The organism is Entomospira culicis, from assembly GCF_028748145.1.
GTDB lineage: Bacteria > Spirochaetota > Spirochaetia > WRBN01 > WRBN01 > Entomospira > Entomospira culicis.
The window spans coordinates 875803-899157 of record NZ_CP118181.1 but is presented as its reverse complement, the minus strand read 5'-3'; the positions used below and the strand labels follow the sequence as shown (position 1 = coordinate 899157).

20 protein-coding genes and 3 tRNA genes are annotated in these 23355 nt (G+C 44.6%); 13 read left to right on the top strand and 10 right to left on the bottom strand.

Features of this window, described 5'->3' with window-relative positions; all coding sequences use genetic code 11:
- Window positions 1-52: 52 nt before the first annotated feature.
- The 3 genes from PVA46_RS04290 to eno all read left to right on the top strand — a co-directional run bounded on the left by PVA46_RS04290 (window position 53) and on the right by eno (window position 4377).
- Window positions 53-1420 (top strand): hypothetical protein, encoded by a 1368-nt coding sequence (locus PVA46_RS04290; RefSeq protein ID WP_167695522.1) that lies wholly within the window; start codon window positions 53-55, stop codon window positions 1418-1420.
- Between the two features lie 122 nt (window positions 1421-1542).
- Entirely contained in the window at window positions 1543-2907 is a 1365-nt protein-coding gene (locus PVA46_RS04285) for a hypothetical protein (RefSeq protein WP_167695521.1), read from the top strand.
- Window positions 2908-3057: 150 nt separating this feature from the next.
- Window positions 3058-4377 (top strand): phosphopyruvate hydratase, encoded by a 1320-nt coding sequence (eno, locus tag PVA46_RS04280; protein WP_167695520.1) that lies wholly within the window; start codon window positions 3058-3060, stop codon window positions 4375-4377.
- 56 nt (window positions 4378-4433) lie between these two features.
- On the opposite strand, the gene PVA46_RS04275 is transcribed toward eno, so the two are convergent.
- The 3 genes from PVA46_RS04275 to PVA46_RS04265 form a co-directional block, all read right to left on the bottom strand.
- A complete protein-coding gene (locus PVA46_RS04275) occupies window positions 4434-5183 on the bottom strand; it encodes a hypothetical protein (RefSeq protein WP_167695519.1) in 750 nt (249 codons plus the stop codon).
- A gap of 69 nt (window positions 5184-5252) precedes the next feature.
- Window positions 5253-6251, bottom strand: coding sequence for an NAD-dependent epimerase/dehydratase family protein (locus PVA46_RS04270; protein ID WP_167695518.1), 999 nt, complete (start codon window positions 6249-6251; stop codon window positions 5253-5255).
- A 136-nt stretch (window positions 6252-6387) separates the two neighbouring features.
- Window positions 6388-8160 carry an aminopeptidase P family protein gene (locus PVA46_RS04265; protein ID WP_167695517.1) on the bottom strand — a complete coding sequence of 591 codons (1773 nt, stop codon included), beginning with the start codon at window positions 8158-8160 and terminating at the stop codon, window positions 6388-6390.
- Between the two features lie 102 nt (window positions 8161-8262).
- On the opposite strand from PVA46_RS04265, the gene PVA46_RS04260 reads away from it, so the two are divergent.
- From PVA46_RS04260 to PVA46_RS04245, 4 genes are all read left to right on the top strand, one after another.
- Window positions 8263-8335 (top strand) — tRNA-Ala (locus PVA46_RS04260).
- A gap of 121 nt (window positions 8336-8456) precedes the next feature.
- On the top strand, window positions 8457-9680 hold the full coding sequence (locus tag PVA46_RS04255; RefSeq protein ID WP_167695516.1) for a hypothetical protein: 1224 nt from the start codon (window positions 8457-8459) through the stop codon (window positions 9678-9680).
- Window positions 9680-10357, top strand: coding sequence for a hypothetical protein (locus tag PVA46_RS04250; RefSeq protein WP_167695515.1), 678 nt, complete (start codon window positions 9680-9682; stop codon window positions 10355-10357). Before PVA46_RS04255 ends, PVA46_RS04250 begins: the two co-directional genes overlap by 1 nt.
- Window positions 10358-10423: 66 nt before the next feature.
- Window positions 10424-11056, top strand: a complete 633-nt coding sequence (locus PVA46_RS04245; protein ID WP_167695514.1) for a hypothetical protein — start codon at window positions 10424-10426, stop codon at window positions 11054-11056.
- Here PVA46_RS04245 and PVA46_RS04240 read toward each other — a convergent pair.
- Window positions 11053-11697, bottom strand: coding sequence for a carbonic anhydrase family protein (locus PVA46_RS04240; RefSeq protein ID WP_167695513.1), 645 nt, complete (start codon window positions 11695-11697; stop codon window positions 11053-11055). The genes PVA46_RS04245 and PVA46_RS04240 overlap by 4 nt on opposite strands.
- A gap of 177 nt (window positions 11698-11874) precedes the next feature.
- On the opposite strand from PVA46_RS04240, the gene PVA46_RS04235 reads away from it, so the two are divergent.
- From PVA46_RS04235 to PVA46_RS04210, 6 genes are all read left to right on the top strand, one after another.
- Window positions 11875-11953 (top strand) — tRNA-Leu (locus PVA46_RS04235).
- A gap of 94 nt (window positions 11954-12047) precedes the next feature.
- Window positions 12048-12126, top strand: a tRNA-Leu gene (locus PVA46_RS04230).
- A 66-nt stretch (window positions 12127-12192) separates the two neighbouring features.
- Window positions 12193-13527 carry a trigger factor gene (gene tig / locus PVA46_RS04225; RefSeq protein ID WP_167695512.1) on the top strand — a complete coding sequence of 445 codons (1335 nt, stop codon included), beginning with the start codon at window positions 12193-12195 and terminating at the stop codon, window positions 13525-13527.
- 32 nt (window positions 13528-13559) lie between these two features.
- Window positions 13560-14165, top strand: a complete 606-nt coding sequence (locus PVA46_RS04220) for an ATP-dependent Clp protease proteolytic subunit (protein WP_167695511.1) — start codon at window positions 13560-13562, stop codon at window positions 14163-14165.
- Between the two features lie 2 nt (window positions 14166-14167).
- Window positions 14168-15469, top strand: a complete 1302-nt coding sequence (gene clpX, locus PVA46_RS04215; protein ID WP_167695510.1) for an ATP-dependent protease ATP-binding subunit ClpX — start codon at window positions 14168-14170, stop codon at window positions 15467-15469.
- A 60-nt stretch (window positions 15470-15529) separates the two neighbouring features.
- Window positions 15530-16540, top strand: a complete 1011-nt coding sequence (locus PVA46_RS04210) for an HhH-GPD family protein (RefSeq protein WP_167695509.1) — start codon at window positions 15530-15532, stop codon at window positions 16538-16540.
- Window position 16541: 1 nt separating this feature from the next.
- Here PVA46_RS04210 and pta read toward each other — a convergent pair whose 3' ends face one another.
- The 6 genes from pta to PVA46_RS04180 all read right to left on the bottom strand — a co-directional run bounded on the left by pta (window position 16542) and on the right by PVA46_RS04180 (window position 23312).
- Window positions 16542-17543, bottom strand: coding sequence for a phosphate acetyltransferase (gene pta / locus PVA46_RS04205; RefSeq protein ID WP_167695508.1), 1002 nt, complete (start codon window positions 17541-17543; stop codon window positions 16542-16544).
- Between the two features lie 23 nt (window positions 17544-17566).
- Window positions 17567-19309, bottom strand: coding sequence for a [FeFe] hydrogenase, group A (locus tag PVA46_RS04200; RefSeq protein ID WP_167695507.1), 1743 nt, complete (start codon window positions 19307-19309; stop codon window positions 17567-17569).
- A gap of 3 nt (window positions 19310-19312) precedes the next feature.
- The gene (locus PVA46_RS04195) at window positions 19313-19873 is read right to left on the bottom strand and encodes an NADH-ubiquinone oxidoreductase-F iron-sulfur binding region domain-containing protein (protein WP_167695506.1); all 561 of its coding nucleotides are present in this window, start codon (window positions 19871-19873) and stop codon (window positions 19313-19315) included.
- Window positions 19874-19983: 110 nt separating this feature from the next.
- Window positions 19984-21273, bottom strand: coding sequence for a sodium ion-translocating decarboxylase subunit beta (locus PVA46_RS04190; protein WP_212603846.1), 1290 nt, complete (start codon window positions 21271-21273; stop codon window positions 19984-19986).
- Window positions 21273-23066 carry a biotin/lipoyl-containing protein gene (locus PVA46_RS04185; RefSeq protein WP_167695505.1) on the bottom strand — a complete coding sequence of 598 codons (1794 nt, stop codon included), beginning with the start codon at window positions 23064-23066 and terminating at the stop codon, window positions 21273-21275. The genes PVA46_RS04190 and PVA46_RS04185 overlap by 1 nt, the downstream gene beginning before the upstream one ends.
- Window positions 23067-23081: 15 nt before the next feature.
- Window positions 23082-23312 (bottom strand): OadG family transporter subunit, encoded by a 231-nt coding sequence (locus PVA46_RS04180; RefSeq protein ID WP_167695504.1) that lies wholly within the window; start codon window positions 23310-23312, stop codon window positions 23082-23084.
- Between the last annotated feature and the right edge of the window lie 43 nt (window positions 23313-23355).

The following is a 23355-nucleotide window of genomic DNA, read 5'->3' as shown; positions in this document are numbered from 1 at the left end:
AAAATATAGGGAGTGTTGTATACTTTAAAAAACTAAGAGGAGTATTTCTATTATGTTTCAATTTTTAAAAAAGGGTGGAGTATTTTTAGCGTTGATTATGGTGGTGAGCTGTAATCCGAAAACCCAAGCCCCACCACCTAGTGGCTCGCTTAATTTATTGGAGTTAATGCCAAAAACCGATTATGCAATTTATATGCTATTTGGCTCGCCTCCGGCAATGCAAGCTGGCATGCATTGGCAAACACACAATGTGCCAAGCGTCGTATGGACAAATCGTGTTTATCAATTTGATCCAAACTATATACCTAGAAACGTAGAGATTATCGAAGACAGCAAACTCGAGTCAATTCTTTTGAATTCTGGGGATAATTTAGGGCGAGATCTTAAGAATACGTATACCGTTTTTGAGCAGAGAATAGATAAACTCTTTCGAGAAAATCCTCATGCAACATACACTGTCTATGCAACGGATGGTTTTTTAGAGATGGTGCCCTACTTTATTTTTAGTAAAGGGATTAAACCGGAACAAGTGGTTGTTGAAATTTTAAATGATATGGCGAACGTCAGTTATTTTTATCGGGTAAACGCCACCCAAGCAGAAACTTTATTTGAAGCACATCGTATGGAGGCCAGAGATTTTATCAGATCGGCTACGAGTAATCCATCAGGTATGGGGACGTGGAATTCTGAAAAACTACCATTAGGCTATGAATTAAGCGGGCGATTTTGGTTTATTTCGAGAGCGGTGTACGACGGAGTTCCTTTTATGTCCCGTATTAACCATCGAGAATTACCTTTTTCTTCTTGGTACCATAGTTTGTCTAGTTATCAGCGTTCAAATTTAGAGAGGCTGATGTTCTTTGATGCTAAAGAGATAGACAAGGTGTTGTTTCCTAATGGTTCTACTAAGACCCCCATTATTATTGCCGGAGCATATCGCGCTAACCCCAATGATTCGGGACTTATTGTCTCAGAGCATTTTGAGGCGGAAATGCAGGCGATTTTAGATCATTTTGGTGATCAATACACCTACTTCTTTAAGGGGCATCCGGTGTTACCCGAAGGTAGTTCTAGTGAGCGTCAATGGATGCAGGACAAAGGCATTCATATTTTTCCTAGTAACACGCGCTTTCCCTTTGAATTTTTGATGTTTCATTACTCAGATTTAATCGTGGGTGGTTATCCAACCTCATCTTATTTGTCGGCGAGCGCACAACAATTTCGCTTTCATATCGGGTCGATAACGGATCCACGTTTAAGTTTAATGTATAGTTGGGGCTACTGGCCTAACCTGCACATTATCGATGTATCTGGTGGTCGAAGTATGTTTAGTTTTGACACACCACACGACTTTAATGACTATTACTATGATCCAGCTTTAGGCGTATATGTTCTTTACCCGAATGTAACTAGCAGATAATTTAGAAGACAAAAAGGAAAAGGGGGATCTCTTCTTTTCCTTTTTTCTTATATCAGACTTGTCAAAAGATATAAATTTATGGTAATATAATAGAGATTCTTAGATATGGGGTGGGAGATTAAGTGGGTAAACTAAAGAAATTCTGGTATGCGGTGGTTTTGGTTGCTTTTGTCGGCGGATTAGGACTTTGGCTCTATGGTGATAAGACGGTAGAGTCACAGCATATTGATACCAGCTTAATGAGCGATGAGGTACTGCGTGCAAGCTTGATGCCCGAGGGTGATTATGTCGTCTATTTTTTATGGGGTACGATGCCCAATATTTACGCTGGCATGCACATGCAACTGCATGATAAACCCAGTATCTTGTGGGCGGTTCGACCAGAGAATTTCAACTTTGATTATCTACCAGCACATGTTATTTGGATTGATGATCCGCATATTTCTGATATTCCTCATGCGAAATCGAAAGATTTTATTCCCGTACTAAAAGCGAATCATGGGGCTTTTGAACAGGCTATTGATCGTATTTTAGCAGAAAATCCTGATGCAGTATTTCATGTTTACATGGCAGACTATGTGGCTTACTGGGCGATGAATTACTACTTTATCAGTAAAGGTGTCTCAACAGAGCGCTTGCATGTTGATTTTATATCCGAGGGTTCTTTTACCCTGAATGAATACTTTAATAAGTATGTTTGGGTTTATCCAGGCGACTCTAAGATCAAAGATATGTTAAAATGGATACAGCGTAAATTTCTACTCAAGGCTACCTTTCAAGACGATAAGAGAAAGGCACAGGCTGCCATGAAGCAGGCACAGAAAGATATTACAAAAGTAACCAATCATGGGCCACATTATTTGTTTGCCACCACCTTGCTTTATGATAATGCACGCCACTGGCTCTTTCATGATGCGGAGATTTTTCCTATCCCCTATGTGGCCAATCAACAACACTTCTTTCCGTTACCTATGTTTCGCTTTTATAATTTATTAGATATGGAGGAGCAGAAGCAATTTGAGCAATTAATGAATTTTAATAAAGCAGAATTTGACAGTGTACTCTATCCTGAAGGTGAGACAAAAAAACCGCTCATTATCATCGGTAGTTGGGACTCGCGCAACCCAGATAAGGAGAATAAACGTATCTCAGCTGACTTTGAACAAGAGATGCGCGAGTTGGTAGAGATTTTTGGGGCAGATCATCGGATCTTTTTTAAAGGTCATCCGGCTTTACCTTACGGCAACGAAGCTGAAGAGGCGTTGATGCAGGAGTTAAACTTTGAGCAATTACCTAACGTCAATTTTCCCTTTGAACTACTCGTCATGAGTTACCCTGATCTTGTGGTAGGTGGCTATCAGAGTAGTGTTTTTATCTCTGTCCCCCCTGCGCAGTTGCAATTCATTTTAGGAGAGTTATGGATGCACCCGATGAAGTATTTTTATGAGCACAACTATTGGTCAAACGCCATTCACATTAACCCTTAATCGTTTCGGATGCTTTTGGGAAAACTTTAGCATAATTTTTAGAAAAAATGGTTATAATTCCTCTTTTCCTAGATTAATCCCTTGCTAATTTTTCGATAAAATGGTATTCTATAAGAGAGATAAATTGAATTTTTCGTGAGGAGAGTATTTATGAGCAGTATGATTGCTATGGTTCATGCCCGTGAGATTTTGGATTCACGCGGAAACCCCACCATCGAAGTGGAAGTTCACCTAGAAGATGGTAGCTTTGGTCGTGCGGCCGTTCCTTCTGGTGCTAGCACCGGTACCCGCGAGGCACTAGAGTTGCGCGATGGCGATAAGAGTCGCTACCTTGGTAAGGGTGTACAGAAGGCTGTGGAGAATGTTAATGACATTATTGCAGATGAGATTATTGGTCTTGATGCCCTAGAGCAAGTTGCTATCGATCGCTTGATGATCAAGCTTGATGGTACCGAAAATAAGGCTAAGCTTGGTGCTAATGCAATTTTGGGTGTCTCCATGGCTGTAGCTTGTGCGGCTGCCGATTATTTACAGATTCCTCTCTATCGCTACCTTGGTAACGCGCATGCCAGCACTTTACCTGTACCCATGGCAAACGTACTCAATGGTGGTTCTCATGCCGATAACTCGGTCGACTTCCAAGAGTTCATGATTGTGCCAGTTGGTGCGCCTAACCTCAAAGAGGCGGTACGCATGATGGCAGAGGTTTTCCACTCGCTAAAGAATATCCTTCACGCCGAAGGGTTGGCTACTAGCGTGGGCGATGAGGGTGGTTTTGCTCCTAACCTCAAGAGTAACGAAGAGGCCCCTGAGTATATCATGAAGGCCATTGAGAAAGCCGGTTACACTTATGGACATGGTAAAGATTTCATGATTGCCCTTGATCCTGCTGCCTCGGAATTCTATGATGAAGCAAAGAAAAAATATGTCTTTAGCAAGAGCGACAAGCGCGAGCTATCGAGCGACGAGATGGTTGCTTACTGGGCAGAGTGGGCTAAAAAGTACCCAATCATCAGCCTAGAAGACGGTCTTGCCGAGAGCGACTGGGATGGTTGGAAGAAGCTCACCGATGCCATTGGCGATAAAGTTCAGGTGGTGGGTGATGACCTCTTTGTTACCAACTCTAAGATCCTCAAAGAGGGTATTGATAAGGGCATTGCTAACTCTATCTTAATTAAAGTTAATCAAATCGGTTCGGTTACCGAGACTATTGAGGCTGTAGAGATGGCTAAGAAGGCTGGTTACACGGCTGTTGTCTCTCACCGTTCTGGCGAGACCGAAGATAGCTTTATTGCTGATCTTGTTGTTGCATTGGAAGCGGGTCAGATTAAGACTGGTTCGATGAGCCGTTCTGATCGTATTGCTAAGTATAACCGCTTGATTCGCATTGAAGAGGAGCTCAACTACACGGAAGAGATCTCCACCTACCCAGGTAAAGATGCCTATTACTGCTTACGCAACAAGCGCTAAATTTTCTCTATAATAAAAAAAGAAAGAGAGCTCTCGGTATGAGAGCTCTCTTTATGCTACTCTTCTAGTGAGGGAAAGAGATCTTCAAGATTGACGGCGATTTCTTCCTCAATCATCTGTGCAACCATCTCGATATATTCTGAAAAGGTTTCATACGTCCAAAAGAGGAAAGCCTCCCCACCGAAAAAGGTCTCAATAAAGGTGTACCCCAGATGAAAGAGCATACGAAATTTTTCTTCATCGCTGGACTCATCATCCAAACCATAACGCTCTAGCCAATCGGTAAGCATTTTATCCATATCTCCTTTATGGTGTTCATTAATCATCGTAACTAACGATACAGTGTAGAGAGCTAACCCAAAGATATTTTCGGGGAGATGAAGATTTCGTTCCTCGAGTGCCAGATAGTGCTCGCGCCCCAGCAAATTAAGCAGGGCTATTTGGACGAGATCGGGATCGATGAGATTGATAGGCATTTGGGCGAGCAGAGCATTTATTTGCTCAAACACGATTAATGGTACGGACAGATCATATATCTCTTCATCGCCAGCTTGCCAGAGGTCATACGCTTCGATAAATTCAGGGAAGGTCGTTCTTAACTCTTTGGCTACGTTCTTTTTGCTCAAATCACCAGAGAGGTAGAGCATATCCAGCCACTCTTGGGCAAATTCTTGACGTAAAGCGTGCCATTCCTCGGGAAAATTCATTTGGGAGTAGAGGCGATCCTCGCCTGCTGGCTGCGGTTGTGCATGGCTGACAACGAGCAGGCTAATGATGCTTAATAAAAATAAAATAGGTTGTTTCATAAAAAATCCTTCATATAAGAGTATAAATATCTATATTATACAGGAAAAATTAGTATAGAACAACGTGTTTTAGCTTTTTTCAGAAGAAAAGTGCTTTTTATACCATGCCAATGTCTCTTTAATGGTGGTTGTTAATGGACGGATTTGCCAATCAAGTTTGCGTTTTGCTTTACTGCTGTTGTAACTAAGGTGCGATTGGGTGATGCGTAGCGAACCTGAGGTAATCAGTGGGTCGCGCCCGCCGAGTTTATGGGCAATTTCAAAGTAGAGCGCGAGGAGTTTCGCCGCAGTAATGGGGAGTTTGGGTGGTTTTTTTGTCGTAACCGTACCGATGAGTTGTTCCAACGACGCATGAGTACCGCTACAAATATAGAGTTCATAAGCGGGTGCATGGTGCATGGCGTGAATTGCCAATTTCGCAACATCGCGACTGTCTACAAAGTCGAATCCGCCATCGATATAGGCAGGTAGTTTGTGGTTATAGCTATCCCAGATCACTCTACCTAGGCGCGACTGCCCGTAGTCGTAGGGGCCGATAATGCCTGCAGGTGCTAAAATCACGAGGGGTAAGTTCGCGGATTTAGCTAACTCTAGCGCTTTGATCGAGCCAATGGCTTTGCTCTTCCCATAAGGAATAAAGGTGTCATTGGGGCGAAAGCCAGCACTTTCGTCGACAATTTTTTCTCCTTTTTGGTAGCCAATCGCCTCTACCGATGATATATGGATAAATTTTTTCACGCCCACAGCAATCGATGCCTCGATAACGTTTTGTAGCCCCTGCACATTGACAGCATAGAGTTTTTCGTAAGCACCCGGAACGATAGAGATAAGCGCTGCACAGTGATAGACATGCGTAACTCCTTGCATTACAATGAGTAGTTCCTCTTTATCTTGTAGGGATGCTTGCACATATTCGATGTTAAGATCGTTAATCCCTTCATCTAGCAAAAGCCTCTTAATATGATTGTTGCGATGAATTAAGAGGCGCATACTTCGCACCCCTTGCCCGTAAAGTTCCATAACCAAGGCACAGCCAACCAATCCCGATGCTCCAGTAATAAATATCATATTATGTTACTCCTATTGATTCTGTATGTAGAATTGCTTATAGGATAGACGATCTTTTTGTTCTTGTCAATAGAAACGTAAAAATAAGCGCAAGTCTTCCTCTATGTAGAGAAGGACTTGCGCTTATCGGGTTAGGCTAAATGGGCGCGGTTAATTTTGCGAGAAAGGCTTGATGCTCGGCATCTAAGTGAGGAGATAGCTCATCATAAACTTTTTTATGGTAAAGATTTACCCAAGCAATCTCCTCTGGGTTCATGAGGCTCTTTTCGATGGCATGGGTGTGGAATGGCACGAGGGTGAGAGGTTCCCACTCAAGGAAGGTATCGAAGAGATTCTCTTTATGGCTGGGGCGGGAGATGTAGATATTTTCGAGACGTACACCGTGGATGCCTTGGCGATAAATTCCCGGCTCGTTACTGATAGTCATTCCAGCCCGAATGGGGATGGTGTTGAGCTTATTGATGCGGAAGGGTTCTTCATGCACGCTTAGCATCGCGCCAACGCCGTGACCGGTTCCGTGTCCAAAGTTGATGCCTTCCCGCCAGAGGAGCGCGCGAGTGATGCCATCGAGCTGTGCGCCTGTGGAAAACTCGGGAAAGGGAGTGCTAGCTAAGGCGATGTGCGCTCTGAGCACCATGGTGTAGTCGTACTTTGCCATGAGCGAGGGTTTTCCGATACAAGGTGTGCGCGTGATGTCGGTGGTGGCACCCCAGTAGTGTGCACCAGAATCGATGACCAAGAGTCCGTCGGTGAGCGGGGCGTGATGGTCGAGGGTGGGGCGATAGTGGACAATCGCGCCGTTGCTTGCCGTGCCGACAATGCTGGGAAAGCTCTCCCCACGATAGGCATGCTCTTTTTCTCGCTCTTGGGTGAGGGCTAAAACAACATCGTATTCACTGTGGAATTCGCCATCCTCTAACCGTTTAAGAAAGCGCACATAGGCTACGCCGTCTTGACGATACTGGGTTTTGAGCCAGTGAATTTCGGTCTCATTTTTGATCATTTTGAGGTGTTGCACCCAGTCGTGTCCAAGGCTGAGTGTATGTTTGGCTGTAATTTGTTGGTAAAGATGGTGGTTTAGGTGTTGTGCACTGCTGTAGATGGTGTTTTTATCGATATTTTGAAGATATGCACCGATTGTTTCATAGGGGTGAATGGTGATAGGTGCTTGGTTGATGGCTTCGTGTGCTTCTGGGGTGAGCGCCTCTGTGGCACAGAAGAGGTCGGCAGTAGCATCGGCGTGGACAAGCAGATATCCATAAAAGAAGGGGTTAAATTCTACGTCTGACCCACGCAGATTTAATATGTAAGCAAGGGAATCTAGCGGACAGATGAGGTATGATGCAATCTGCTCTTTTTTCAAGATATCGGCAAGGCTTTGTAGCTTTTGCTTGGTTGATACGCCGGTATACTGCTCGGGCAAGGGGTAGATAGGCTGAGCGGGTAGGGGTGGGCGAGTAGGGATAATCTCTTGATAGAGGTCGACCTCGCCGATAAGGTGAATATTTTTCTGCGTGGCGAGGCTCTTTTGCCACTGGCTAAAGAGGGTGGTGGGCGTGGTCTGGGCGTCGATACCAATCCGTGCATCTGCGGGGAGGTGCTGGATGAGGTAATCGAGGATAGAGGGCGTTTGGGGCAAACCATCCTTCATGAGGGTCATGCCAAGATCGTCGCAGAGTTTGGTAGCCTCGAGGTGGTAGCGTCCATCGCACCACAGGAGAGCCTCGGTGGTGGTTACCACAAATGTTCCTGCCGAGCCGTGAAAGTGCGAGAAGAAGGCACGCGCCTGAAACCTATCGGCAAGATATTCGCTAGCGTGCGGATCGCTGGACAAAAAGATGTAAGCGCTCATTTTATGACGCAAGAGCGCCTGTCTAATCAACTTTAAGGTATCATCATATCTATTCATAGTTATAATTATGTGCGATTTTTTGGAATTTGTCTAGTAAATTTGATAAGGCCACTTGACATTTTTTGGATAATCGGGTAGTATATAGACATAGTTTAGTACGGGGGTATAGCTCATTTGGTAGAGCGCCTGCTTTGCAAGCAGGATGTGAAGGGTTCGATTCCCTTTACCTCCATAGATAATAAATGGAAACTCTCTATTTAATTTGAGATTCCCCAGTAGAAAGAGAGAATACGTTTGTTGTATTCTCTCTTTACGTATTTATCGACATAGTTATTTATCCTAGGAGTTAGGCGATGAAAAAGTTGGCAAAAAGAAGATTCTCCGCGGCCACCACAGGGCGTAGTAGTAGCTCTAGCAGCAGCCGAAGCAGCAGTACCACTAGTCGTAGTTCTAGCTCCAGTAGTAGTCGATCGAGTAGCAGTAGTACGAGCCGAGTAAGTAGCTCTAGCAGTAGTCGCCCAAGTAGTAGCTATACGAGCTCTTCTAGTAGTTCGTACAGTCGCCCAAGTAGTTTTAGTAGCAGTAGTAGCTATACAAGTTCTTCTAATAGTTCCTATAGTCGCCCAAGTTATTCTAGTTCGAGCTACCAGTATAGCAGTAGCTCCACGGCGACAGAAGACCCCGAGCTTCGTCTCTTGCGTGAGCGAGAAGAGCGTTTAGCGGCCGAGATGCGTCGACTTGAGCGAGTTAAGCTTGATGTACGACGACGGGTGCAATTGCATGAACAGAAACTAAGGGGCTTGATAACATTGCATCGTAGAGTGGTTGATGTGATTGACTGGCAACATATCGCCAAGCTGAATGCGCCTTATAATCCTGCAGGCATCGGGCGTGAGGAGTATCGTGTGCGCGTAGAGGCACAGCGTTATGAGCCTAGTTTTTTTGATAAACTCTTTCCGTCTTCCTTACAAGCATCGCAAGAAAAACTTATTCGGCAGATAAAAAAGGCACGCGAACTTGATCAAGCCGACTATGCGCTGTGGGAAGAGCTCCACGTGCTTGCCGATAAGATGTTAGCGATGGATGGGCAGAGTGCACTACGTGTGCTCAATGATGCCAATATCTTTACCGAATATGCTAAGGGCAGTAAGCTTGCGTTTAATGCAAATACGGGACATAGCCCTAGTCTTGAGGGAACGTTACGCGTTGATTTTAAAGAGATGGTACCTAGTTATCGGTTGCGCGCATCGTCAGATGGGTTGTCTGTCGTAGAAACGGGGATGGATTTGGCGGAGTATGATGGTATAGTCTTAACACATATAAGCAGTTGTGCTGTAGCCATTGCGCATGAAGTTTTTTCCCTTGTTCCACAGAACCATATTATTGTCAATATCCATGATACACGCATCGGTGGGGTGATTTTTTCGGTGGAATTAATGCGTAAAGAGCTTATGACAGTGATTGAAAACTCTTATATGCACGAGTTTATACGCTCGTGTAATCATCGTATCGCCTATGACGCGACAGCGCATACCTTTGGTATTGTAGAACCTTTCGCGCTAAAAGAGGGTGAATAATGACGGAATTTAATAAACGCTTAGTGCAAGCATCGAGGCAGAAGATAGAGAAGACATTCGACTCCACCCTGCTGATGGGTAATTTTCGTAATAGCTATGAGGATGTATTTGTAGATCGTTATCAAAATTTTCGAAGTAATACATTCTTTATTGTCTGGGTGGTTAGTATTTCTTTTATACTATATGGGATATTTTTCCCAAAAATACCCCATCACCCTTCCCCGACAACTCCTGCTTCTGTAGCAATGGTTGATACGTATGATTATTCCACATCTTTAATTAAAGAGGCCATTCGCGAGGGCTTTTCGGAGGAGCTAGCGATTGGTGCGCGTCTCTTTCCAGAAGATACCAATCAGATGAAAGATCTTGATTACACTCTAACGTATATAGGCGATGAGACCCTAACGAAAGTGTGGCTTTGGGATTATGCCGGGGTGGACGGCGATGTGGTCTTGGTGAAGGTGAATGGAGTTGAATTTGCACGACATACGCTTACGCATGATCCGATCTCTTTTGAAATCCCGCTGGATGAGGTCGAGACGCTGGTGGAGGTGGTGGGCATTACCGACGGCGGTGGCGGTATCACCTATGCTATCTACTTTGATTTTGATGGTGCAAGTTATTTTAATCGTGTACAGAAAGGAAGCAATAATCACTATACATTTATCCGTGAATAGATTTTTGCCTATCGATTTCTTCTTAAGAAGCGCGTATAAATGCCGATAGAAATGACAGGAGCGTATATGTATCGAGTGAATTTGCGTAGATTGATCGGCTTAGGCGTGATGTTGGTGCTTTGCGTGGGCGCGGTTTTTGCTCAAGAGGACGAGATTGAGTGGGAAATTAAGAATGTTATCCATCGGCAGGGATATATTGGTCATGAGCAGACGGCAATTGCGATGGCGAAGGTCTTAATGGAAGCTAATTATGGCAAAAATTTTGTCGTGGAGAGTTCGCTTACGGCAAAACAAGAGCGTCGTAGTATGGATGCGATTTGGCGTGTGTATGGGATACTCACGAGCGAGGCTGATGATGAGGAGCCTCAAGTAAGGTTGTTGGTGGTTTTGGATCGCTATACTGGCGGTGTGCGGGGAGTTACGAATTTTACGAAAAAGCAAAATCCTTACACGCCATTTCTCTTAAAGTCGAGTAAAAAGGGGCATATCAATGATAAAAAGGTTGCCACTACTCTTGCGGAGGTAATTTTACGCTCACTTTATGCCGACCGCCTTACATCCCAACTACCTTTAAAAGTGCGTCATAAACAGGGGATTTGGTATATTAACGGGACGCCGGCCAAGGGATCAGATGAGCCGATGGTATTGTTAAAAATGAGTCGAAAGGACGGTTCGATTCTGGCTTTTGACTTAGCTTAAGGTTGGTGATAGAGTAGCGGGCGATGATTAAGCGGTTGGACATCGCGCGCAGTGAGATGGTACATCTTGCGGAATCGGGTGAGTTGATCTTCGGAGAGCTCGATGGGTTGGGCAAAGAGGTACCACTCGACATTTTCGGTGAGCGGTGGCGTGGTTAGCGAGCCTAGATAGTGATAGTAGGCGCGCGATTGTGGCAGGAAAGGCGCGAGGTCGATTGTGCCTGCATGCGAGCGACTCTTTTGGTTGACTTTCTCTAAAATATCCGCAAAGAGTGGGTTGGGTTTTCCGATTTTCATGAGGATGGCAAGCACGGCGATGCGCCCACTTTGCGAACGGTGGACAAGGTGAAGCTCAAGATCAAAGCGTTGATCGTCGATAATATGTTCGGCTGGGCTGTGGAAATGAAATTGCAAAAGATTAAATTTTCGTCCATTAATCATGCTTTTTGCCTGCGCGTGGACAAGGATGGTGGTTTGTTCGCGCAAAATATGGGAAACCTCAATGTGGTTGGGTAAGATGATGTTTCCTTCGTCTTCCATCTTCCTGCTTTGGTGCGATAATACATGAATAGGCGACTGCGCGTGTCCACAAATGGGTTGCCAGTTTGCTTGATTTTTGTACTCTAAACCATGATGGATCATAAATAAATCTCCTTGTTAAAAGCATTTATCCGTATTTTAACTATAAAAAGATCGTGTAAACTACTTTAACCTAGTATAGCGGATACTCTTTTTTTTGACAATAGGGGATAATATGGAAAGCAACCCCCTTGACAAAAAATTTTTTTTAGGGTATGATGTAATCATCGTTTATTACACGCGAGAGTGGTGAAATGGTAGACACACTAGTCTTAGGAACTAGCGCGCAAGCATGTGGGTTCAAGTCCCACCTCTCGTATTTTTAATGCCTTCATCTTCCATATAAAGAGTTCCATTTTATCCCTTGACATAAAGACCTTTTTTTGCTATGATGTAATCAGCCTTTATTACACGCGAGAGTGGTGAAATGGTAGACACACTAGTCTTAGGAACTAGCGCGCAAGCATGTGGGTTCAAGTCCCACCTCTCGTAATATCTAGCGCTCTTATATAGAGCAAAACAGGATAGACTATAATATAGAGAAAAGAGGTTTTGGACGTGAACAAAGAAGTTGTATATCAAGATGAGGATTCTACCGCCCATATCACGGTAACCATCCCGCAAAAAGATGTGGTTGCAAAGTATGAGGCGCTCATTAATGAGTATTTAAAAGAGACGCAAATGCCTGGCTTTAGAAAAGGGCATGTCCCCAAACCCGTCTTTGAAAAAAAATATGCGCAATCTATCCAAGCCGAGAGTGCTAGTAAGCTCATTGAAGAACACCTACAAAGCGCTCTTACTGACCTTGAGCGTGAAGTCGTTCGCGTGCGTTCCCCTCAAGTGGAGAAGATGGATCGGCTAGAACTCGATAAAGATTTCACCTTCACCCTAAAGGTTGATGTTATGCCTAAGATGAATATTAATGGCTATAGTAAGGTGAGTGCGCCATCTTATCAAGTTGAGGTCACGGAGGAAGATATCAATACCGAGCTCAAGCGCTTGCAAGAGCAAAATGCCTTTGTTGTTAATAAAGATGGCGTGGCGGAGAGTGGTGATGTATTAGATGTTAATTACGTTGAACTTGATAGCTCCGGTCTCGAGGTTACTGGCACGCAACGTCAGAATTTTGTCTTTACCCTCGGTAATGGTCAAAATCTCTATGACTGGGATAACGAACTGATGGGTGTTAAAGTTCGTGAGGAGAAGACCTTTACAAAGGACTTCCCCAGTGATTATGTGCACAGTGATTTATCCGGTAAGAGCATTACTTTGAAGGTGCTTGTTAATTCGCTAAAAGGGAAAAATTTACCCGCTCTTGATGATGAATTTGCTCAAGACGTAAGCGATCATTTTAAGACGCTTGAGGAGCTAAAGGCGGATATTCGAGATAAATTTACACAACATAGCCAGAGTGTGGCGAGGATTCGTCGTTGTGATGAAATTTTGAAAGAGCTTGTCGAAAAAGAGCCTTTTAATGTGCCGGAAGGGTTGGTTTTATCAGAAATTGAGGCACGCTTTAGTCAACTAGCGCGTCAAATGAATATGAGTGAAGACCAACTTCTTAAGATGGTTGGTGGGGAAACCTCTGGCTTGGTAGAACAGTGGCGTCCAGAAAGTGAATCTGCAGTAAAAAATAAACTCATTATCGAAGATATCATTGCTAAGGAAAATATTGTTGTTACAACCGAGGAGTTTGATGCGCATGCAGAAAAGTTAGCGAAAGAGTATCGCAGTAGCGTTGAGCAACTTAGTGCGCAGGTCGGTGATACTAACTTTAAGGCCTATATTGAAGAGCAGGTCAAGAGCGAAAAGGCGTTAGATTGGTTGAGTTCTCAAGCGAAAATCAGTAAACAGCATCAACTCTCTTTAACTGAATTTAATCAGCTAGGGTAGGCGTAAAATCTTTAAACCAGAGAGGTTATTGGATGAATGTAGAAGAGACTAAAGCATATATTGTTCCACATGTACACGAGCAGGTTGCTGGTGGAGAGCGTGGCTATGATATCTATTCTCGCTTATTGAAAGATAGAATTTTATTTGTTGATGGTGAAATTGCAGATAATATGGCCGATGCTATTGTTGCACAGTTACTATTTTTGCAGAGTCAAGATGCAGACAAAGATATTAGCATGTATATTAATAGCCCTGGTGGATCGGTTACGGCTGGTCTAGCTATTTATGATACGATGCAACTTCTAAAATGTGATGTCGCAACGTATTGTATGGGGCAAGCTGCGAGCATGGCTGCGTTGATTTTTGCAGGTGGTAGTGCGGGTAAGCGCTACTGTTTGCCAAGTAGTCGTCTTATGATTCATCAACCATGGGGCGGTGCTGGTGGGCAGGCCTTGGATGTGAGTGTTCAAGCGAAAGAGATTTTAAGATTAAAAAAATTAATGCATCAATATTTGGCTCATCATTCGAAGAAGAGTGAAGAGGAGATTGCAAGAGATATGGAGCGTGATTTCTTTATGAGCGCTCAAGAGGCGGTTGCTTATGGTCTTGCTGATAGTGTTTTAACTAGGAAGAGATAGCCATGGCGAAAAAAGGTAAAGAGTATCAATTTTGTTCGTTTTGTGGTAAGCCTGCAGACGAAAAGCGTCGACTCATCGCAGGTCCAGGTGTCTGTATTTGTAATGAGTGTATTAATGAGTGTGCAAATATTTATCGAGAAGAAGAGGGCGGTAATGTCGGTGAAGAGCAATTCTCGGCACCTATTCCTACCCCTTCGGAGCTTAAAGCGCATTTGGATGAGTATATTATCGGACAAGATTCTGCAAAACGAGTCTTTTCGGTTGCGGTCTATAATCATTATAAACGCATCCGTAGTCGCGTAGACGCTAAAGATGATGTGGAGTTAGAAAAGGCTAATGTCCTAATGATAGGTCCCACTGGTTCTGGTAAAACATTGCTGGCTAAGACTTTAGCAAAAAAACTAAATGTTCCTTTTGCTATTGCTGATGCTACTACGCTTACAGAAGCCGGTTATGTTGGTGAGGATGTAGAGAACATTCTTTTGAAGCTCATTAAATCTGCGGATAATAATATTAAGGCTGCGGAGCAAGGAATTGTTTATATTGATGAGATTGATAAGATTGCACGAAAAAGTGAGAATGTGAGCATCACGCGTGATGTTTCTGGCGAAGGTGTTCAGCAGGCGCTTTTAAAAATTATTGAAGGGACGATTGCCTCGGTACCTCCTCAAGGTGGGCGAAAGCATCCTACGCAAGAGATGTTACGGTTGGACACTTCAAACATTCTCTTTATTTGTGGGGGAGCATTTGTTGGGTTGGATAAAATTGTCTCGGCGCGCATTTCTAAGAGTCCTCTAGGTTTTTCTGAAGGGCACAACAATGAACCTAAGGAATTTAGCGAGTTGTTTGCTAATTTGCATCCCGATGATCTGATTCGTTTTGGACTGATTCCTGAATTTGTCGGGCGTTTACCGGTTAATGTTGCTTTAGATGAGTTGAAGGTAGAGGATTTGAGTCGTATTTTGGTTGAGCCAAAAAATGCAATTATTAAGCAGTACGAAGTAGGATTTGCCTTAGACGATGCGCAACTTTTTTTTGAAAAAGAGGCGATTGAAGCGATAGCGAAAGAGGCAATTATCCGTAAAACTGGTGCGCGTGGACTACGTGCAATTATCGAAAAGGCGATGACGGATATTATGTTTGATCTTCCAGATGTTCCCTCACCCAAAAAAGTAATTGTTACTGCCGAGGTTATCGAACAAGGTGTTAAGCCGACACTTATTACCGAGCCACATTTGATTGCGCAACCGTGGTCAAAAGAGCTTTATGATGGTACGCTTAAAGACGAACTGGATATTGGTTAGTGATAGTTTTATATAATAGATGTATTTAGGAACTTAGTTGCTGATGCATCTTAAGCTATTATGAATAATAATTTATTACAATGGTTTAATCGTCTTGACCCGCTACCTTGGCGCTGGGATAAAGATCCCTATGCTATAATGGTGTTGGAGTTGATGTCTCATCAAACAACATTGGCTGTAATGCTTAAGCGTTATCCTTTGTGGATGGAGAAATTCCCCTCTTTTGAAGCTCTCGCTCGGGCTTCTGAAGAGGCTGTTTTTCTGGCTTGGGAAGGCTTAGGTTATTATCGCCGAGCGCTTTATTTGCATAAAAATGCTAAAAAAATTATGTTGGATGGCTTGCCTGTTCCCACCATAGTGGCATGGCGTTCATTGTGGGGGGTGGGGGAGTATAGTGCGGCGGCAATTTTATCACGTGCTTACGATCTTCCAATTCTGGCTATCGACGTGAATGTAAAAAGAATTATTATGCGTTTTTTAGGTAAGTCTTTTTGGGATAAAAAAGATGCAGAGACTTTTTTAACATATTTTCATGGCGATTTTGTTCAAAATCCAGCTGATTTCAATCAGGCGCTTATTCGATTAGGTCAACTTATTTGCACCAAACGAGTAAGCTACTGTCGGGACTGCCCTATCGCGCATCATTGTGCATCCAAATATATGTTACGATTAGAGTCTAAAAATAAAAAAGATATTATTCGGCAGGATCGCTATATTCTTTTAGGCACTTTTGAAGATAAGTTTTTTTTAGAAAAGATTGATTCGGGTATTGGTAAAGATTTTTATCGTATACCAGAAATCCAAGAAAATATCTGGCACGAACTACGGGCAAGTCAATTAGATGATGCTACTTTGCTTAAGGTGCGCAAGCATCATTATACTAAGTATCAAGATACATTATATCCACTATTAATCGTGTTTACAGATGAAGACGACATAGTCAATATCCTACAAAAAGAAAATTTTAGTTGGCTAAGTAAAGAAGAGATTAAGGAGAAACCGCTGCTCTCTGCCTACCGCAGAATCATGGAAGATGCGTTGGCGTGGCAAGAGAGAAGAGATTTATTTTAAGCTATGCTTGTGCTAACATCACCGCGCACGTATTGACAATATCTTCGACGGTGGCTCCCCGTGAAAGATCAGAGATTGGCTTGGCGAATCCTTGCATGAATGGTCCATAGGCGCCGGCTTTGGCGAATCGTTGTACGAGTTTGTAACCAATGTTTCCCGATTGTAAATCTGGGAAGATAAGAGTATTTGCTTTACCTGCAACCGAGCTATTGGGTGCTTTTTTCTTGGCAACGCTACTGGCAAGAGCTGCATCTAACTGCATTTCACCGTCGACGTTGAGGTCGGGACGTTTGGTTTTCACTAGGCGTACAGCTTCGACAACTTTATCTACATCTGGATGCGAGGCCGAGCCGTAAGTGGAGAAGGAAAGCATCGCACAGATGGGTTCCACCCGTAAAAAGTTGCGACAACTCTCACTGGCTGCGATGGCGATTTCGGCCAATTGTTCCGCATTTGGCGAGGGAATAGTTGCGCAGTCGGCAAAAATGAGCAAGCCATCAGCACCCATTGATTTATCGGGAACATCCATCACAAAGCAACTACTAGCATATTTAACATTAGGCGCAGTTTTGATGATTTCAAATCCCGAGCGCAAAACGTCTCCGGTGGTATGATCGGCACCAGCAACCATGCAATCGCCATCGCCTAAGCGTACCATCATCGCGCCGTAATTGAGCACTTTTTTCATGTCCAGACGCGCTTGCTCAATGGTTTTTCCCTTATGTTGACGTAATCGCACGTACTCTTGGGCGTACTCTTCGGCTTTATCACTCTCCTTGTTCGGATCGATGACCTCAAAAAAGTCTCCATCCAGAGAGAGTGCACACTCAAATGCGACCGCTTCGATCTCTTTTGGATCACCAATGAGAGTAATTTTAGAAGCAAGCCCTTCTTCTTTTAAAATTTTGGCAGCTTGTAGTGTGCGAGGCTCATAGCCTTCGGGCAAGACAAGATGCTTTTGACTCTTTTTCGCCAAAAATTTTTGACGTTGAACAAAGTCCATAATGATTTTTCTCCTTCCGTAATTTATTTTTTTTCAAATGGACGTGGTGTATAGTGAGTATGGAGAAGCTCATGTGCTTTATGGCTTCCAGGGTGCTCCAGAAGCGTGGCATAGATCTCCTGCACACTGGGGTTTTCATGTGATTGACGAATACTCATATCTTTATCCGTATCGTACAATCCTTTGGCTCTTAGCGCACGGGTATCTTCTTCCTTGCTATAGGTTTGCCCGCCACCAGAGACACAACCTCCTTTACACGCCATCACCTCGATAAAGTGCCAAGGAAGCTCCTCATTGTTCTTTTTTGCTTCACGCACACGATCTAAGACATGTTGAACATTGACCAACCCATGGGTTACCGCGATACGGGCATCTTGTCCGGCTACTTTAATGGTGGTCTCTTTAATATCAGTAAGACCACGCACGGCTTGGAATTCGAGTTTCTCGAGCTTCTCCCCCGTACAGGCTGCAGCAGTGCGCAAGGCCGCTTCCATAACTCCGCCGGTTGCCCCAAAGATCAATCCCGCGCCAGAGAAGTCGCCCAAGAGAGAGTCTGGAGCTTCGTCTTTGAGGTTGGTAAAATCGATACCCGCTTGACGAATCATGCGTGCCAATTCTCGTGTTGTTAAAACCAAATCGATATCTTGTAAGCCGTCGCTTTGCGCCATCTCCTTACGATCTTTCTCCTCTTTTTTGCTAGTACAAGGCATGATAGCAACATTAAAGATAGTTTGCGGATCGATGTTATTCTTTTGTGCATAATAGCGCTTGGTGAGCACACCTGTCATCATCATTGGCGATTTGGAGCTGGAGAAGTGGGGAATCATATCGTCGTAGAAGCGCTCAAGATACTCAACCCAAGAGGGGCAACAGGTGGTGATCAGTGGGAGCATCTCTTTGTTTTGGAAGCGATGGACGAATTCGGTAGCCTCTTCCATGATTGTCATATCGGCACCAAAGTTGGTGTCAAAAATAGCATTAAAGCCGAGCCGACGTAGCGCTGCGTAGATTTTACCAGCAACATTGTCGCCTTGTTTAAAGCCAAATTCCTCGCCTAAGCTGACACGCACAGCAGGCGCAATTTGCACCGTTGTAAAGAGTTCTTTGTTCGCGATCGCATGGCGTAAAGGGATAAAGGCCTCATTCTCTTTAAGGGCGTTTACCGGGCAGTGTGCTGCACATTGACCGCATTTCACACAAGGGCTCTCGGCGAGGGTGCCACCACCAACGGGTTGAATGCGTGCCTCACGTCCTTTACCCACGAGCTCTAAGGCATTGACATTTTGTTGCTTAGAGCAGACCGATACACAGCGCATACACTGAATACAGTACTTCATATCCATCACAACGGCACAGCTATCGTCTACGGGGATATCGGGAACTTCGCGGGGAAGATCGTTGGTGCGCAGGTTGAACTCAGCGGCGAGATCTTGGAGTTCACAGCTACCGTTACGTCGACATAAGAGACAATCTTGAGGGTGTTTAGCCAATACTTCGCTTAAAATCGTGCGACGGATACGCAAAAGATCCTCATCGTGGGTGGTGTAGCTCTTACCCGCAATCGCTTTCATATTACAGCTGCGCACGGTCTTGCCATTTTCCATCTTTACCACACAGATACCACAAGCGCCTGTTGCTTGTACATCGGGGTGATAGCAGAGGGTGGGCACTTTGAAACCAGCCAAGGAGGCGGCTTTTAAAATGGTCGTGCCTGCGGGAACTTCAATGTCGATATTATTGATTTTTACTTGAATGGATTCACTCATTTCTTATGCTCCTTGATGTGTTGAAAAGTAGGTTGGCCACTTTTCCATGGCAAACAAGAGGGGATCGGCGCCAAAAATGCCGATGGCGCACATACTAGCGCTCTTCATGCTGATGCCAACATCTTGGAGTTGATTGACAATTTGGGTAACATTTACGGGAGCATCTGTTTGATAGGAGGCGAGGAGTTGATCAATCAGCGGGCCACCTAGTCGGCAAGGATAGCACTTTCCACAGATATTTTGTTCGGTAAAGTGCATATTAGCGCGTAGCAATGTCGCCAAATCATCAATATAGAGCTCATTTTTAGTGACAAGTGAGGATGTATCGGCGTTTTGCGTGATATGTGCAACGAGTGCAGGCATGGTCTCGAGGGTTAGTTGCGTAAAGACCTCACTTTTGGGGTAGATTTGCACCATGATCGCCCCATCATCGGGTAGCGACGCCTTCATGACGAGGGCTTTACCCTTGGTTGCGAGATCGATCTCGCGTTTAAATTTTTTAAAAAATTCATCTGCTCCTTTGTCTGCCGAGACAGCGATTAACAAAAAGTCATGCTCAAGCATCTAAGCCCCCTATTTCCTTTAAAATGTGCTCTCTAAAGAGGGATGATTCTATAGAGAGCAATTATCTTCTTTAATGATAGTGTACTCGAAAATTGAAAATTATGCAATTACTAAAGGAGATTTTCTAGTAGTGGAACGACTTTTAGGAGGATTCCGGCGACAACTGCTGAACCTAAAACGCCGGCGACATTGGGTCCCATCGCGTGCATTAAGAGATAGTTAGACTCATTTTCCTCGAGACCAACCTTGTTGACCACGCGTGCGGACATAGGCACCGCCGAGACCCCAGCTGCACCAATGAGCGGGTTGATGGGGGTTTTGCTCCACTTAGACATGAGCTTTGCAAGGATAACGCCACTAGCTGTGCCAATGGCGAAGGCAACAAGTCCTAAGGCGATAATGCCAAGAGTCTGGGGGGTGAGGAATTTATCGGCAGACATTTTAGAGCCAACAGCGAGTCCTAGCATGATGGTAACAATGTTGATAAGTTCGTTTTGCATGGTTTGGCTAAGACGTTTGGTGGCACCCACCACGGAGGTGAGATTTCCAAACATTAATGCGCCGATGAGGGGGGTGGCTGTAGGTAGAAGGAGGATGGTTAGGAGAAAGACGACAATGGGGAAGAGAATTTTTTCGCGTTGAGAAACCTCACGTTGCTGGTGCATGACGATGGCACGCTCTTGTTTGGAGGTTAAAAGGCGCATAATCGGAGGTTGAATGACCGGAACTAGTGCCATATAACTATAGGCAGCCACCGCAATCGGGCCAAGAAGATCGCGACTTAGACGCGAGGTAACATAGATACTGGTAGGGCCATCAGCACCTCCGATGATACCAATGGAGGCGGCATCACTTAGGGTATACTCGATACCGGGAATGATGTTGAGCACCAGCGCCAAAAAGAGCGCGGCAAAGATACCAAATTGAGCAGCAGCCCCTAAGAGGAGGGTTTTGGGGTTGGCGATGAGTGGGCCAAAGTCTGTCATTGCGCCTACGCCCATAAAGATGAGGAGGGGGAAGAGACCGCGTTCGATGCCAAATTCGTAAAATTGACCGATAAATCCCCCAGGAGAGATAAAGTGATTAACTGCTTGCCCAATTGCTTGGGTTGAGCCTAAAAGCGCGTCGTCGGCTAAACTAGGCTGAATGGTACTTACCGCACCGATCATCGTCTCACTTGCCATGGGGATATTGGCAAGGATCGCACCAAATCCGATGGGTAACATTAAGAGAGGCTCAAATTCCTTTTTAATAGCAAGATAGAGGAGTAAGAGTCCCACGCCAATCATTAGGAGACTAGCAAAACCAGAGTGCGCAAAGTCCGTCCCCGACTGCATAAATTGATAAATGCCTGTCTCTTGCCCAAGGCTAGAGAGAATCTCAAGGATAAGCTCTTTCATTATCCACGCTCCTTGATAGAGAAGAGGCGATCACCACTCTTAACTTGTTGGGTATTTTGCACATAAATTTGATCAATGGTGCCATCTACATGCGATTTTATCGGACTCTCCATCTTCATCGCCTCCATGATTAAAACCACCTCGCCAGCTTTTACGGTTGCCCCTGCCGGTTTAAGGAGTTTTAAAATCAGCCCCGGAAGAGGTGCATTTATCGTATTACTCTTAGTGGATTGTGGCTGGGATGGCGCACTCTCTTGGTTAAGATTCATTCGATAGGTTGTGCCATTGACCGTTGCCTGATCGCCGTTAATTTCAACAACAAAACTCTCGCCATCCAATTGAATGGTGATAGGTTGGTCGCTGGAGAGTGTGGGTGCGCTGGTTATCGCGCTCTTTGCTTCTTTTCGAACATTAATGGTCGACGCACCCTTAAGAAAGAGTACGCCTTTCTCTCCACAACTTGCAATAATAAAGATGTTCTCGTCGGTGGTGGGTAGATTTTCTTTGGTAAGGATATCCCGATAATGAGGGAGGCGCAACTGCGGATTGGCATCGTTGATTTCTAGCACCTTTTTAGTGTTCACAGGTAAGTTGAGTTGCTCACTGGCTAGCTTTACGATTTCAGGATCGGGGGCAACGGGAGTTTTGCCAAAGTAGCCCAAAATCATCTTGCCGTACCCATCGACAATCTTTTGCCAATCGCCATGCATGACGTTGTTAAATGCTTGCTGAAAATAGAATTGAGAGACGGGAGTTACCGATGTACCAAAGCCACCGCGTTTTACGGTATCGGCCATGGCTCTGGTGATTTGCGGAAATTTATCCATTAAGTCATTGTCGCGAAGCATTTGGGTGTTTGCAGTGAGTGCGCCACCAGGGAGCGGACTAAAGGGGATAATCGGATTGACCTCTTTTGCCTCTGGGGGAAGAAAGTAATCTTGCATTGCCTCGGTAAAGGCGCTCTCTAGGGCGAGGATTTTTTCGGGGTCGATATCCAAGGTATAGTCGCTATAACGCAAGGCATGCCACATACTTAGCAGATCACTCTGGCAAGTTCCGCCAGAGACGGGAGCCAAGGAGAGATCAACTTGATTTGCTCCTGCCTCCACCGCGGCCAAATATTGGGCGATGCACGTCCCAGCTGTATCGTGGGAGTGGAAGGCGATTTTTACGCTGTCTCCTAGAATTTTTCGTGCGCGCTTGATCGTTTCATAGATGACGGCAGGCGTGGATGTTCCTGAGGCATCTTTAAAGCAGAGACTATCAAAGGGAATTTGGCTTTTAATAATCTCCTTTAGCGTCTTTTCGTAGAAGTCGGCATCGTGCGCTCCACTAGTGCCCACGGGTAACGACATCATGGTGATACAGACCTCGTGTTTGAGCCCAGCGTTATGGATGCTTTGTCCTGAAAAAATGAGATTCTCTACGTCATTGAGTGCATCAAAATTACGGATCGTCGTCATACCATGTTTTTTGAAGAGCTTCGCATGAAGATCGATAATATCGCTACTCTGGCTGGTGAGTGCAACCACACTTACCCCACGCGCGAGGGTTTGGAGATTTGCTGAAGATCCAACAGTGCTGCGAATATTGTCCATAATCTCGAAGGCATTCTCTTTGGTGTAAAAAAAGGGACTTTGAAAGAGCGCGCCCCCCCCGACCTCCAAATGCTCAATGCCTGCCTCATGCGCCATCTTAATGATGGGTAAGACATCTTTACTCAAGACGCGCGCACCATACACCGACTGCAATCCATCACGAAAGGCAGTACACATAAAATCAACTTTTTTCATACGATATATCCTTTTTTATTTTGATTGTCGATGATGAAGGGCGATATGAATCGCCAAAGCGTGCTTCTCTTTTTCTGATTGGTTAGGTGGGCTCTCTTGCGTTCCCGAAATAACTTCTTGCGATGAAAGAATATTTCTCATGATATGCATCACCAAAATCAACAGAAAGAGAAAGAGAAAGACTGTAGAAAAACCAATAATGGTAACAATCGCGCCGTTTGTTAATTGTTGAAAGTATCCACTCATAAGATAAACTCCTTAAATGAAAAAGGGAGAGACTCGCTCTCCG